A 13283-nucleotide genomic window follows, 5' to 3' on the forward strand; every position below is an offset into this window, starting at 1 on the left:
CTCTTGGCCAGTGTCACAAGCTGATCCATTACAGCACTTAATTCTTTGGCTTTCATTTCTGTTGTTTCGATCTGTCCGCTTTCAATCAAAGATGTTGCCATGTTTCTTAACAACGCTTTACGATGATCGGCGGTACGTCCTAATTTACGATTCCACATACTTTATCGTTCTCCTACTCATACGATTTAAAGAACAATCCTAACTGGTACATTTTGTCTTTGACTTCTTTCAAAGACTTTTTACCTAAGTTCTTTACATGCATCATTTCATCTTCAGTTTTTTGCGTCAATTCATCAACTGTCTGAATACCGGCACGTTTCAAACAGTTATAAGAACGTACGGAAAGATCCAGATCTTCGATCATCATCGTGTTGACTTTTTTCACATCTTCTTCATGTGGCTGTTGTACCACAAAGCTTTCTTCCAAATGCAGATCCGCTAATGGGATCAATGCATCCAAATGATCGACCATAACGCCGGCAGCCTGGCTGATTGCCTGCAGCGGGCTGATCGTTCCATTGGTTTCCACTTCGATATGAACCTTGTCGTATTTGGCATCCTGGCCTACACGAGCCGGTTCAGAAAGATACTGTGCACTGCGTACCGGCGTAAACAAAGCATCCAGTGCAATCGTATCGGCATCCAATGCATAATCCTTTTCATTTTCTAATGCGCTTTTATAACCGAATCCATTTGTCACAAACAGATCCATTTCCAGAGAATTTCCCTTCTCCAGATTACAGATTACCTGTTCCGGATCTTTGATCGTTACTTCTTCCGGACAGATGATGTCAGCTGCCTGTACCGTAGCCGGTCCTTTTTTGGAAATGTGTAAAGTAAACACACCTTCCTGCTGACAGTTTAATCGTAATTCTTTAATGCGTAAGGAAAGTGTTGTTACATCTTCTAAAAGACCCTCAACACTTGTCTTTTCTTCATTTAAACCTTCCACACGATAGCCGATGATGGCACATCCAGGAAGGTTAGACAACATGACGTTGCACAAGGTACTTCCTACTGTAGTACCAAACCCTCTTTCCAAAGGCTCGAATACATAAGAGCCTTTGTTGTTTTCTTCATCAACCGATTCCTTATGAAATAAAGCTCTTTCAAATTCCTGCATTCGACACTTCCTTTCTATCCACGAGGTCGTTTTGGCGGACGACATCCATTGTGTGGAATTGGGGTCACATCATTGATCATCGTGATGCTCAGTCCGGCTACCTGCAAGGCTCTGACAGCTGCTTCACGTCCCGGCCCCGGTCCTTTCACTTCCACGCTGACCGTCTTCATTCCATGATCCATTGCAGCCTTACCCGCTGCTTCTCCGGCTAGCTGTGCCGCATACGGTGTGCTCTTTCGGCTTCCCTTGAACCCTAAGGCCCCCGCACTGCTCCATGCTACCGCGTTTCCACTCTCATCTGTGATCGTTACGATCGTATTGTTGAAAGTCGAGTGGATATGTGCACATCCGCGTGCTATATTCTTCTTGACGCGGCGTTTTCCTCTTCTCTGTACCTTTGCCATACTCTACTCTTCCTTCCTACTTCTTCTTGTTGGCTACCGTCTTCGCTTTCCCTTTGCGTGTTCTCGCATTGGTCTTCGTTCTCTGTCCTCTGACCGGCAGTCCCTTTCTGTGTCGGATCCCTCTGTAGCATCCGATCTCCATCAGTCGCTTGATGTTCAACTGTACTTCTCTTCGCAGATCCCCTTCGACCTTGATCTTGTCGATGGCCTTTCGGATCGCGTTCATCTGTTCTTCACTTAGATCCTTTACACGGATGTTCTCATCGATTTTTGTCTCTTCCAATACTTTCTCGGACGTGCTCTTCCCGATCCCATAGATATAGGTTAAGGCGATCACCACACGCTTGTCGTTTGGAATATCTACTCCTGCAATTCGTGCCATTGTTTCCTCCTACTTAGTTTCCTTGTCTTTGTTTGTGTTTTGGGTTTTCACAAATTACCATGACGCGACCCTTGCGTCGTATTACTCGGCATTTGTCGCACATCGGTTTTACGGATGGTCTTACTTTCATTTGTCTAATCCTTTCTCTACGTATAATCCTGTTAAAATGCGTATAGTGCTATGCGGATTTTAACAGTAACGTAGTTTAAAAAATATAACGCAAGTAAATTGCGCATAAAGATGCGCAATTTATTTGCTTAAAGCTTCTTTTAAAACAGGCCAGATTTCTTCAATGCCAGCGGTCGCATCAATTCTCTTGACCATTCCTTTTTCTTCATAGTATGCGATAACAGGCTCTGTGTTTTTCGCATATTCCTCTAAACGAGTTTTTAGACTTTCTTCATTATCATCTTTTCTTTGTGATAATTCAGAACCACATTTATCACAAATCCCTTCCTTTACCGGCGGTTTTGAATAAATGTTGTAGATTTCTCCACAGTGTTTACAACTGCGACGTCCTGTTATGCGACGTGTCAATTCATCAAATGGAACATCCATCACAACAATTTCATCAACCATCAGATCGGTTCCTTCTGTCATCTTTTCAAAGGCTTTAGCCTGATCCAATGTTCTTGGATATCCATCTAATAAATATCCATTCTTTTTATCCGATAATTGGCTCAAGTACTCTTTAACCATGTTGTTGGTAATCTCATCCGGTACTAGCAGACCTTTTTCCGTATAGGCTTTTGCCTGCATACCTAATTCAGTGCCTCCGGCAATGTTTGCCCGGAAGATATCACCGGTACTGATATGATTCAAATCGAATTCTTCTTTGATACGGCTCGAGAATGTCCCTTTTCCGCTTCCAGGGGCACCCATGATAAAGATGTTCATACTTCAGCTCCCTAGACGATTTTATTCGTCTTCAAAATAATTCTTATACGATTTCTGTGTAATCAAACCTTGTACTTGTCGTACAGTTTCGATGGCGACACCGACAACGATGATCATTCCCGTTCCACCGAGCGCCATTGATGTGTTCATTTCAGTCCAGATTAACGGCATTAAATGTGGAAGTACAGCTACCAGGGCTAGCGCAACAGAACCCAAAGTTGTCAATCGAGATAAAACACGATTCACATAGTTTTCTGTTTCTTTTCCCGGACGCACACTTGGAATGTAAGCACCAGATTTTCCTAAGTTCTCCGCAATCTTTTCCGGATTGACCTGCATCTTCGTATAGAAGAACGTAAAGAATAAGATCAATAGTACATAAATCACTAATGAATACCAAGTTCTCATTCCCAGCCAATCAGTCATCACACTAGTGACTTTATTCGATGCAAAGAAACTGGCAATTTGTAAGGGTGCCATCATCAGCGATGAGGCAAAGATTACAGGGATTACACTGGCCGAATTCAGTTTCAACGGTAAATAGTTTGATTTACTCTGTTTCGATAAACTGATAGAACTTGACGTATATTGTATAGGAATACGTCGTTCGGCCGTATTGATCAATGTTACGAAAATAATAATAATCAAATATACAACGATGTAACCGATAAATAAACCAATTCCCTGCCCCGTTGGATCATCTCCGATCAAAGAAGTCCATGCGGAACTAAACTGTCTTGGTAATCTTCCTACGATACCGGCCATGATGACCATAGAAATACCATTTCCAATCCCTTTGGTCGAGATTTGGTCACCGATCCATACAAGAAACATCGTTCCTGCTGTAAAGATCGTTGCGATATACAGAATCTTACTCATTGTGGCTCCGCCCTCAATCAGTCCTGTATAGGTACTTGAGAAACCATATACTAAGGAGAAGGATTGAACAAAGCCAAAGATCACAGCTAGATAACGTGTATATTTATCTAACTGCTTGCGTCCTTTAGCTCCAGACTTAGCCAATTCTGACAACGGCGGAATCACATCCATACTCAGTAACTGGATGATGATAGAAGCCGTGATATACGGTGTAACACCTAAGGCAAAGATGGAGAACTGTTCAAGACCTCCACCTCCTAAAAGATTCAGCATGGCAAAGAGGGAATTATCCTCTAAACCGGCGACTAAATCGGTTGTATTTACATCCGGAACAGTAATTGCAGACCCTAAACGATATACAAGAAAGGCAAATAAAGTAAAGAGAATTCGATTACGAATATCTTTATTTTTAATTATTGCCTTAAAGCTCGATATCATTTTAGATCTCCTCGGCTGTTCCGCCTGCTTTTTCTATTGCTTCTTTAGCTGATGCAGAGAATTTGTTTGCTTTTACAACTAATTTTTTAGTTAACTCTCCATCACCTAAAACTTTTAAACCAGCTAATTCTTTACGAATAATCTTCTTATCCAGCAGTAAAGCTGCATTGATTTCAGTACCTTCATCAAACTGATTCAGAGTTTCTACATTAACTATAGCATATTCTTTGCGATTAAAGTTTGTAAATCCTCTTTTTGGTAAACGTCTTGCCAATGGTGTCTGTCCACCTTCAAATCCAAGACGAACTCCTCCACCACTTCTGGCTTTTTGACCTTTTTGTCCGCGTCCGGAAGTTTTACCATTTCCGCTTCCAGGTCCACGACCTACGCGGTTTCTTGTTTTGGAAGCTTCCGTCTGTGTCATTTCATGTAATTTCATACTTCAACCTCCTGCTTACCCGCGAATTTCTTCTGGTTTCTTTCCACGAAGACGAGCAACTTCTTCTAAAGTTGTCAGGGATTTCAATCCTTCAACGGTTGCACGAACAACGTTGATCTTCGTACGAGAACCTAAACATTTTGTTAAGATATCGGAGATACCGGCCAATTCTAATACAGAACGGGCAGCACCACCGGCGATAACACCGGTACCTTCGCTGGCCGGACGCATAAATACGCTTCCTGCACCATAGTTACCGATTGTATCATGTGGAATAGTTGTTCCTACGATTGGAACGGTGAACAAGTTTTTCTTAGCATCTTCAACCGCTTTACGAATTGCATCCGGTACTTCGTTTGCCTTTCCTGTTCCCATACCTACGCGACCTTTACGGTCACCGATAACTACAAGACAAGAGAAACGGAAACGACGTCCACCTTTAACAACTTTTGTTACACGGTTAATTGCAACAACTTGTTCTTCGAATTCTTTCTGCTCTCTTCTAGGTTGTTTTCTTTCTGCCATGTGTGCGACCTCCTAAAATTCCAAGCCAGCTTCACGAGCTGCATCGGCAAGAGCTTTTACACGTCCTGCGTAAATATATCCACCACGGTCGAATACAACCTTTGTGATGTTAGCTTCTTTAGCGCGTTTTGCGATTTCAGCACCCACTTGTTTAGCGGCTTCCACATTACCACCATTTTCAAGTTTCATTGCCAAGCTGCTGGCAGATGCCAAAGTCTTCATGTTTACATCATCAATAAGCTGAACATGAATGTGTGCGTTACTTCTAAATACACTCAAACGTGGGCATTCAGGAGTTCCGCTGATTTTTGTACGTACACGAGCGTGACGACGAAGACGCTGTGCATTGCGTGATTGTTTTTTAATCATATCTTAAGATCTCCTTCCCACTACTTCTTACCAGCTGTCTTACCTTCCTTACGACGGATATATTCACCTTTATAGCGAATACCTTTTCCTTTGTAAGGTTCTGGCTTACGAACAGCACGAACATTAGCAGCAAATTCACCAACAAGTTGTTTATCGATTCCAGATACACTGATTTCAGTAGCACTTGGACAAGTTACATCCAATCCTTCCGGAATCTGCATTTCTACCTGATGAGAATAACCAACATTCATCGTTAAAGTATTTCCTTTTACAGCGGTACGGAAACCGATACCAACCAGTTCCAGTCCTTTCGTAAATCCTTCAGAAACTCCTACGACCATGTTATGTAACAAAGCACGAGTCGTACCATGTAATTGTTTAGTGTGTTTTTCGTCATTTGGACGTACTACAGTGACCTCAGTTCCCTCAACGTTGATCTGCATCAAGTCAGAGAACTTACGAGATAAAGTTCCCTTAGGACCTTTTACAGTCACCTCATTACCTGCAGCGACTTCCACACTTACGCCAGCAGGAATGGTAATCAGTTTATTCCCGATACGTGACATTCTTTATCCTCCTATTACCAGATATACGCAATGACTTCGCCACCTAAGTGGTTCTTTCTTGCGTTTTTATCGGTCATCATACCATTACTTGTAGAGATAATGGCAATTCCTAAACCGTTTAATACACGAGGCAGATTTTCAACCTGTGCATAAACACGAAGGCCAGGTTTAGAGATACGACGAAGACCAGAGATGATCTTCTTGTTATCTTCTGTGTACTTTAAAGTGATCGTCAGGTCTTTATGAACACCTTCACCTTCCACTTTATAGTCTGTAATGTATCCTTCTTCTTTTAAGATTTCAGCAATAGCTTTCTTTTCTTTGCTGACAGGCATACTAACAGTTTCATGTTTTTGTTGCAATGCGTTGCGGATTCTTGTCAGCATGTCCGCAATTGGATCAGTCATAATCATTGTTATATGCCTCCTTCTTACCAGCTTGCCTTTTTCACACCAGGAATCTGACCTTTATAAGCCAATTCTCTGAAGCAAATACGACATAATTTATATTTTCTCAATACTGAGTGTGGACGTCCACATCTTTCGCAGCGTGTATATTCACGAACTTTAAATTTCTGAGGACGTTGCTGTTTGTTGATCATTGATTTCTTAGCCATTTTACGTTCCTCCTACTTCTTGAAAGGCATACCCATTTTTTCAAGCAGGGCTTTAGCCTCTTCATTTGTTTCTGCGGTTGTTACGATGACAACATCCATTCCGCGTGTACGGTTTACTTTATCAAAATCAATTTCAGGGAAAATGATCTGTTCTTTAATTCCTAATGTATAGTTTCCACGACCATCAAAGCTAGTGTCAGAAACTCCACGGAAGTCACGAACACGTGGCAAAGAAATGTTGAACAACTTATCTAAGAAGTCATACATTTTTTCTTTACGCAATGTAACTTTACATCCGATTGACATACCTTCACGCAATTTGAAGTTGGCAATGGATTTCTTTGCTTTTGTGATTACCGGAGCCTGTCCAGTAATGGCTGCCAATTCCTCAACAGCTTCATCCAACAATTTCGCATTTTGGATGGCATCTCCAACACCGATATTTACGACCACTTTTTCGATCTGCGGTACCTGCATTACGGATTTGTAGTTGAAGTCTTTCATAAGCTGAGGAATGACTTCGTTTTTATATTTTTCCTGTAAACGGTTCATGTCTTATCCTCCTTATTTAACCTTAACTTCTTTTCCGCTTGTCTTATAGACACGCACCTTAGTTCCGTCTTCTTTTACTTCCATTTTGATACGGGAAGCTTTTTTGCTCTTTTCATCCCAAAGCATTACATTGGAAACGTGAATCTTAGCTTCTTTTTCAATAATTCCGCCATCTGGATTGGCCTGTGTCGGTTTCTGGTGTTTTTTCACCATGTTTACACCTTCCACAATAACCTTATCTTCTTTTGGATATACAGAAGTTACTTCACCGATTGTGCCCTTGTAAGCACCAGTAATAACTTTGACTCTATCACCTTTTTTAATTCTCACTTGGCACACCTCCTATAATACTTCCGGAGCCAGAGATACGATCTTCATGAAATCGTTATCACGTAATTCACGAGCAACAGGGCCGAAAATACGTGTTCCTCTAGGCGTCTTATCATCTTTGATCAATACAACGGCATTGTCATCAAAACGGATGTAAGTACCGTTTTCACGGCGGACACCACGTCTTGTACGAACGATAACACCTTTGACTACATCACCTTTTTTAACGGTTCCACCAGGAGTGGCCTGTTTTACAGTACACACAACGATATCACCGATGTTTGCAAATTTTCTTACGCTTCCCCCTAAACAACGAATAACTAATACTTCTTTAGCTCCGGTGTTGTCAGCGACGCGTAAACGACTCTCGTTTTGAATCATTGTTTCGCCCTCCTAGTCCTATACACGCGCTTTCTCAATGATGCTTACCAAGCGGAAACGCTTTGTAGCAGACAATGGACGAGTTTCCATGATCTCTACGCGATCTCCTACATGAGCTTCATTCTTTTCATCATGCGCTTTGAATTTCTTTGAATATTTAACACGTTTACCGTATAAAGGGTGTGTTTTCTTCGTTTCTACTACAACCGTGATTGTTTTATCCATCGCATCACTTACGACAGTACCACGATATACTTTACGTACATTTCTTTCCATCGTCATACCCTCCTACTCTTGACCTTGCGCATTTTCACGCTCTGTCATAACTGTTTTGATACGGGCAATCGTCTTCTTAACAGTTTTTAAACGTGCCGTGTTTTCCAGCTGTCCTGTAGCCTGCTGGAAGCGGAGATTGAATAACTCTTCTTTTAAAGCATCGATCTGAGCAAGAAGTTCTTCATTTGTCTTTTCACGAATTTCTTTAGCTAACATTATTTCACTTCTCCTTTTCTCGCAAAACGAGTCTTAACAGGAAGCTTGTGGCTGGCAAGACGAAGCGCTTCACGAGCTACTTCTTCACTTACTCCACCAACTTCGAACATTACTCGTCCAGGCTGTACTACAGCAACCCATCCTTCTGGAGCACCTTTACCGGAACCCATACGTACTTCCAAAGGTTTTTTAGTTCTTGCCATGTGAGGGAAAATACGAATCCATACTTTACCTCCACGTTTCATATAACGTGTCATGGCAATACGGGCAGCTTCGATCTGACGGTTGCTAACATAGTTTCCACTTTCGGCAACCAAACCAAATTCACCAAAGTCAATAGAACGACCGGCTTTACTACGACCTTCGTAGCTTAAACGATGTGGACGTCTATACTTTGTACGCTTAGGCATCAACATTATTCGTTACCTCCTTTGTTTTCAACAGGAGCCTGTTCCTTTGCAGGAGCCGCATTCTGCTGAGGAGCACGTCCGTTTGGACGACGATTACGGTTGTTGCGGTTTCTTCCGCGCATTGGACGCTGTTTGGGAGCTTCTGGTTCTTTTACCATTTCTCCAGGCAGTACTTCACCACGACAGATCCATACTTTAACACCTAAACGTCCGTATGTTGTAGCCGCTTCTTCCCATGCATAATCAATGTCAGAACGCAATGTATGCAATGGTACGACACCTTCAGAATATCCTTCTGTACGAGCCATATCGGCACCACCTAAACGACCAGATACAGCTGTTTTGATACCCTTGGCACCAGCACGCATAGAGTTCTGGATTGCTTTTTTCTGTGTAGCACGGAAGCTCTTACGCTGTTCCAATTCATTAGCGATCCAACGGGCAACCAAACGAGCATCCAAGTTTGGATTGGCTACTTCGACAACGTTGATCTGGATCGTCTTTTTGTTTTTAGAATCTTTTTTAACACCGGCATTAACCATTTTTTCCAGTTGTTTTTTCAGACCTTCGATAGATTTTCCATCCTGTCCGATCACAACACCTGGATGAGCCGTACGAACGATGATCGTTACACGATTTTTAGTACGTTCGATTTCAATACGAGAGATCTGAGGATCCGCTTTTCTCTTATCCTGTGCTGCGTTCGACAATTTTTCATAATAGTTTTCGATGAATTCACGAATCTTAACATCTTCGATCAGAAGGGATCCGAATTCTTTATCGTCTGCGTACCATCTTGACTGCCAGTCACGAATGATACCAACACGCATCCCGATCGGGCTTACTTTCTGTCCCATGGCGAACCTCCTACTCTTTCTCAGCCACTACAACTGTGATGTGGCTTGTACGTTTCATAATTGGGCTGGCACTACCTTTTGCACGAGGCATATAACGTTTTAAAGTAATACCTTCATTGGCCCAGCAAGCTTTAACATAAAGCTTTTCTTCATCTAAATCATTGTTGTTTACCGCATTGGCAATGGCAGAGTTCAAAACTTTTCCAACCAGATATCCACCTTTGTTGGGAGTGAACTTGCAAATTGCTTTTGCTTCTTCTACGTCTTTGCCGCGGATCAAGTCTAAGACAAGTCTTGCTTTACGAGGCTGAATACGTAGAGTTTTCGCTGTTGCTTTTACTTCCATGATATCCTCCTAATTAACGTGATTTCTTGTCATCTGATCCATGACTTGCATATTTACGAGTTGGAACAAATTCACCTAATTTGTGACCAACCATATCTTCTGTTACATAAACTGGTACGTGTTCCTTACCGTTGTAAACCGCAAATGTGTGTTCAACAAACTGAGGGAAGATAGTAGAACGACGACTCCATGTTTTAATAACTTCTTTTTTGTTTGAGGCATTTAATGCTTCGACCTTTTTCATCAGATGTTCATCACAGAAAGGTCCTTTTTTCAAACTACGACTCATGTTCTTTCCTCCTTTTCCTATTTACCGTTACGACGGCGCACGATCAATTTAGTGCTGGCTTTCTTAGCACGACGTGTCTTAACACCCAGAGCTTTTTTACCCCAAGGAGTCATTGGAGATTTACGTCCGATTGGTGTACGACCTTCACCACCACCATGAGGGTGATCGTTAGGGTTCATAACAGAACCACGTACGGTAGGACGAATACCTTTATGACGGTTACGTCCGGCTTTACCGATGTTTACTAAGCTGTAATCTTCGTTTCCGACGATACCAACTGTAGCACGGCAGTTTCCTAACACTTTACGAACTTCTCCGGAAGTCAAACGCAAAGTAACGTATTTTTCTTCAATACCCAGAATCTGAGCAGAGCATCCGGCGCTACGAGCCATCTGTCCACCTTTACCAGGTTTTAATTCAACGTTATGAACGAATGTACCTTCTGGCATATTCTTCAATTCCATAGCATTTCCCGTTTTGATATCTGCTTCAACACCGGAAATTACGCTCATTCCTACCTGTAAATCCTTTGGTGCAAGAATGTAACGTTTTTCTCCATCGGCATATACTAACAAGGCAATGTTAGCACTGCGGTTTGGATCGTATTCGATCGTTTTAACGCGAGCAGGGATGTTATCCTTGTTACGTTTGAAATCGATAATACGGTAGGCTCTCTTATGTCCAGAACCTTTATGACGTGTTGTGATACGTCCTGTGTTATTACGTCCACCTTTAGACTTCAATGGAGCTAACAGACTTTTCTCTGGTTTTGAAGTTGTGATTTCTTCAAATGTCAAAGATGTCATCCCACGACGTCCTGGTGTCGTTGGTTTATACGTCTTAATTGGCATAAACTTTCTTTTTCCTCCTTATCGCAATATTTATTCAGGAAATAGCGTCTTCTCCCTGATTATTCAGCCTCACCGAATAAATCGATTGACTGACCTTCTTTGATCTTAACGATTGCTTTATGAACTGCACTCGTTTTTCCTGTGTATCTTCCAACACGTTTTGTCTTAGGCTTTGTGTTCTGCATGTTGACTTTTACAACTTCAACTTTGAACAAAGCTTCCACAGCCTGACGAACTAATACTTTATTTGCACCCTTGGCAACTTCAAATGTCACTTTGTTATCTTCTGCCATCATCTTCATTGTTTTTTCTGTGATGATCGGGCGAAGAATGATATCTCTGTAATCAGTCATTATGCAAGTGCCTCCTCAACTTCTTGTACTGCAGCGCTTGTCATAACGATCTTGTTGGCATGTACCAGATCAAATACGTTGATCAGATCACTTCTCATCATTGTGCAACCTGGAACATTGCGGCTTGATAAGTAAGCATTCTGTACATCTTCGTTCTGTCCAACAACGAATAACGTTTTCTTAGGCGCCTGAATTGCTTCCATGATAGAAACAAATGTCTTTGTCTTAGGTTCTGCAACTTCGAACTTATCTAATACGCTAAAGGCTGTTTCTGCCACTTTTTCACTCAAGGCAGATTTCAAAGCCAAGCGACGTACTTTTTTGTTGATACGGTAGCTGTAATTACGTGGTGTAGCTCCGAATACTGTTCCACCGCCACGGAACTGTGTAGCACGAATGGAACCCTGACGAGCACGACCTGTACCCTTCTGACGGTATGGCTTACGTCCACCACCGCTGACTTCGCTGCGTCCTTTTGTGGAAGCCGTACCCTGACGACGACCTGCCAACTGCATCTTTAACGCATCAAATAAAGCCTGCTGATTTGGTTCGATACCAAATACGGCATCATTCAGTTCAAGAGAAGAAACTACTTTTCCTTCCTGGTTGATCACATCAATCTTTGCCATTATTCCTGAACCTCCTTATTTGCACTATAGTCAACTAAAGTAACCGGCGCTTTATTTCCCTTAGAAGTCTTTGCGGTACGAACCATCACAAATCCTTTTTTAGGTCCTGGCACGTTTCCTTTAATCAACAAGTAGTTGTTTTCTTTATCTACTTTGATCACTGTCAGGTTCTGGTTTGTTGTTCTGTATCCACCTTCCTGACCAGCCATGATCGTACCTTTCATGATACGTCCCTGGCGAGATGTAATACCGTTTGTAGCTAAAGAACCGATATGGCGAATGTTCTTAGAACCACCGTGGCTCTTTGGACCCTGGTGCGCATTGTTACGAACGATCGTACCATTGTAACCTTTACCTTTGCTGGTACCGATCACATCCACTGTTTCACCAGCTTCGAAGATCGTAACGTCAACCAAATCCCCAACGTTTACATCCAATTCACAGTCACGTACTTCCTGAATACTACGTTTCGGACTAGTGTTTGCTTTAGCACAATGTCCTACATTTGCCTTTGTTGTACGTTTTTCTTTGATTTCTTCAAATCCTAACTGAATCGCATTGTATCCGTCACTCTCCACTGTTTTCTTCTGAAGAACAACATTTGGAGTTGCTTCAACAACGGTTACCGGAATCAATACACCATCTTCGGTGAAGACCTGTGTCATTCCTAATTTTCTTCCTAATAATCCTTTCATCTTCGACACCTCCATTAAAGTTTAATTTCGATGTCTACACCACTAGGAAGTTCCAGTCTCTGTAAAGAATCCATCGTTTCCTTTGTCGGTGCAACAATCTCAATCAAACGCTTGTGCGTACGCATTTCAAACTGTTCACGAGAATCTTTATATTTGTGAACGGCACGTAGAATTGTTACAACTTGTTTTTCCGTTGGCAACGGAACGGGACCAACAACTTTTTTAGCTCCGTGTTTCGTCACTGTTTCGACGATTTTCTTGGCACTGTCATCTAAGATGCGGTGCTCATACGCTTTTAAGCGAATTCGAATTGTGTTTTTTGCCATGTTTAACTCCTTTCGTATATTCGAGATATACATGCTCCATGCGAATTCCCTGACGCCACCCATGACAACGCTTCTCAGTGGGTCAGCAACCTCGCACTTCTACGCAGTGCGCAATGATGATACCATAACTACAC

Annotated in this window: 27 protein-coding genes; all 27 read right to left on the minus strand. The window is 42.1% G+C overall.

From position 1 onward, the window contains the following. A partial coding sequence (locus G413_RS10705) for a bL17 family ribosomal protein (protein WP_022789334.1) occupies positions 1-158 on the minus strand: 158 nt, incomplete at its 3' end. Between the two features lie 14 nt (positions 159-172). Then, entirely contained in the window at positions 173-1123 is a 951-nt protein-coding gene (locus G413_RS0102310; RefSeq protein ID WP_022789335.1) for a DNA-directed RNA polymerase subunit alpha, read from the minus strand. A gap of 14 nt (positions 1124-1137) precedes the next feature. Then, positions 1138-1527 carry a 30S ribosomal protein S11 gene (rpsK, locus tag G413_RS0102315; protein ID WP_022789336.1) on the minus strand — a complete coding sequence of 130 codons (390 nt, stop codon included), beginning with the start codon at positions 1525-1527 and terminating at the stop codon, positions 1138-1140. A 16-nt stretch (positions 1528-1543) separates the two neighbouring features. Beyond that, positions 1544-1909, minus strand: coding sequence for a 30S ribosomal protein S13 (gene rpsM, locus G413_RS0102320; RefSeq protein ID WP_022789337.1), 366 nt, complete (start codon positions 1907-1909; stop codon positions 1544-1546). Between the two features lie 13 nt (positions 1910-1922). Next, a complete protein-coding gene (rpmJ, locus tag G413_RS11890) occupies positions 1923-2039 on the minus strand; it encodes a 50S ribosomal protein L36 (RefSeq protein ID WP_081637596.1) in 117 nt (38 codons plus the stop codon). A 119-nt stretch (positions 2040-2158) separates the two neighbouring features. After that, complete coding sequence (locus G413_RS0102325; protein WP_022789338.1) at positions 2159-2806, minus strand: adenylate kinase; 648 nt, start codon at positions 2804-2806, stop codon at positions 2159-2161. A gap of 21 nt (positions 2807-2827) precedes the next feature. Beyond that, on the minus strand, positions 2828-4123 hold the full coding sequence (gene secY, locus G413_RS0102330; RefSeq protein WP_022789339.1) for a preprotein translocase subunit SecY: 1296 nt from the start codon (positions 4121-4123) through the stop codon (positions 2828-2830). 1 nt (position 4124) lies between these two features. Further along, positions 4125-4562, minus strand: a complete 438-nt coding sequence (rplO, locus tag G413_RS0102335; RefSeq protein ID WP_022789340.1) for a 50S ribosomal protein L15 — start codon at positions 4560-4562, stop codon at positions 4125-4127. Positions 4563-4577: 15 nt separating this feature from the next. Then, on the minus strand, positions 4578-5087 hold the full coding sequence (gene rpsE, locus G413_RS0102340) for a 30S ribosomal protein S5 (protein ID WP_022789341.1): 510 nt from the start codon (positions 5085-5087) through the stop codon (positions 4578-4580). Positions 5088-5099: 12 nt separating this feature from the next. After that, a complete protein-coding gene (gene rplR, locus G413_RS0102345) occupies positions 5100-5456 on the minus strand; it encodes a 50S ribosomal protein L18 (protein ID WP_022789342.1) in 357 nt (118 codons plus the stop codon). Positions 5457-5476: 20 nt separating this feature from the next. Beyond that, on the minus strand, positions 5477-6022 hold the full coding sequence (gene rplF / locus G413_RS0102350; RefSeq protein ID WP_022789343.1) for a 50S ribosomal protein L6: 546 nt from the start codon (positions 6020-6022) through the stop codon (positions 5477-5479). 14 nt (positions 6023-6036) lie between these two features. After that, on the minus strand, positions 6037-6435 hold the full coding sequence (rpsH, locus tag G413_RS0102355) for a 30S ribosomal protein S8 (RefSeq protein WP_022789344.1): 399 nt from the start codon (positions 6433-6435) through the stop codon (positions 6037-6039). Between the two features lie 17 nt (positions 6436-6452). Further along, on the minus strand, positions 6453-6638 hold the full coding sequence (locus G413_RS0102360; RefSeq protein WP_003864831.1) for a type Z 30S ribosomal protein S14: 186 nt from the start codon (positions 6636-6638) through the stop codon (positions 6453-6455). A 12-nt stretch (positions 6639-6650) separates the two neighbouring features. Further along, positions 6651-7190 carry a 50S ribosomal protein L5 gene (rplE, locus tag G413_RS0102365; protein ID WP_022789345.1) on the minus strand — a complete coding sequence of 180 codons (540 nt, stop codon included), beginning with the start codon at positions 7188-7190 and terminating at the stop codon, positions 6651-6653. Positions 7191-7202: 12 nt separating this feature from the next. After that, positions 7203-7520: a 50S ribosomal protein L24 gene (gene rplX / locus G413_RS0102370; RefSeq protein WP_022789346.1), complete on the minus strand. Its 318-nt coding sequence runs from the start codon at positions 7518-7520 to the stop codon at positions 7203-7205. 12 nt (positions 7521-7532) lie between these two features. Next, a complete protein-coding gene (gene rplN / locus G413_RS0102375; RefSeq protein WP_022789347.1) occupies positions 7533-7901 on the minus strand; it encodes a 50S ribosomal protein L14 in 369 nt (122 codons plus the stop codon). Positions 7902-7919: 18 nt separating this feature from the next. After that, entirely contained in the window at positions 7920-8177 is a 258-nt protein-coding gene (gene rpsQ / locus G413_RS0102380) for a 30S ribosomal protein S17 (RefSeq protein ID WP_022789348.1), read from the minus strand. A gap of 12 nt (positions 8178-8189) precedes the next feature. Then, complete coding sequence (gene rpmC / locus G413_RS0102385; RefSeq protein WP_022789349.1) at positions 8190-8393, minus strand: 50S ribosomal protein L29; 204 nt, start codon at positions 8391-8393, stop codon at positions 8190-8192. Then, positions 8393-8809 carry a 50S ribosomal protein L16 gene (gene rplP / locus G413_RS0102390; RefSeq protein WP_022789350.1) on the minus strand — a complete coding sequence of 139 codons (417 nt, stop codon included), beginning with the start codon at positions 8807-8809 and terminating at the stop codon, positions 8393-8395. The genes rpmC and rplP overlap by 1 nt, the downstream gene beginning before the upstream one ends. Then, the gene (rpsC, locus tag G413_RS0102395; protein WP_022789351.1) at positions 8809-9660 is read right to left on the minus strand and encodes a 30S ribosomal protein S3; all 852 of its coding nucleotides are present in this window, start codon (positions 9658-9660) and stop codon (positions 8809-8811) included. Before rpsC ends, rplP begins: the two co-directional genes overlap by 1 nt. 10 nt (positions 9661-9670) lie before the next feature. Continuing rightward, positions 9671-10006 carry a 50S ribosomal protein L22 gene (rplV, locus tag G413_RS0102400; protein WP_022789352.1) on the minus strand — a complete coding sequence of 112 codons (336 nt, stop codon included), beginning with the start codon at positions 10004-10006 and terminating at the stop codon, positions 9671-9673. Positions 10007-10019: 13 nt separating this feature from the next. Further along, complete coding sequence (gene rpsS / locus G413_RS0102405; protein ID WP_022789353.1) at positions 10020-10295, minus strand: 30S ribosomal protein S19; 276 nt, start codon at positions 10293-10295, stop codon at positions 10020-10022. A gap of 17 nt (positions 10296-10312) precedes the next feature. Next, on the minus strand, positions 10313-11146 hold the full coding sequence (gene rplB, locus G413_RS0102410; protein WP_022789354.1) for a 50S ribosomal protein L2: 834 nt from the start codon (positions 11144-11146) through the stop codon (positions 10313-10315). A 59-nt stretch (positions 11147-11205) separates the two neighbouring features. Beyond that, on the minus strand, positions 11206-11499 hold the full coding sequence (gene rplW, locus G413_RS0102415; protein ID WP_022789355.1) for a 50S ribosomal protein L23: 294 nt from the start codon (positions 11497-11499) through the stop codon (positions 11206-11208). Beyond that, positions 11499-12128, minus strand: a complete 630-nt coding sequence (rplD, locus tag G413_RS0102420; protein ID WP_022789356.1) for a 50S ribosomal protein L4 — start codon at positions 12126-12128, stop codon at positions 11499-11501. Before rplD ends, rplW begins: the two co-directional genes overlap by 1 nt. After that, positions 12128-12823, minus strand: a complete 696-nt coding sequence (gene rplC, locus G413_RS0102425; RefSeq protein ID WP_022789357.1) for a 50S ribosomal protein L3 — start codon at positions 12821-12823, stop codon at positions 12128-12130. Before rplC ends, rplD begins: the two co-directional genes overlap by 1 nt. Positions 12824-12837: 14 nt before the next feature. Next, positions 12838-13149 carry a 30S ribosomal protein S10 gene (gene rpsJ, locus G413_RS0102430; RefSeq protein ID WP_022789358.1) on the minus strand — a complete coding sequence of 104 codons (312 nt, stop codon included), beginning with the start codon at positions 13147-13149 and terminating at the stop codon, positions 12838-12840. Positions 13150-13283: the final 134 nt, after the last annotated feature.

It is taken from the genome of Faecalicoccus pleomorphus DSM 20574 (assembly GCF_000420345.1).
Taxonomy (GTDB): domain Bacteria; phylum Bacillota_I; class Bacilli_A; order Erysipelotrichales; family Erysipelotrichaceae; genus Faecalicoccus; species Faecalicoccus pleomorphus.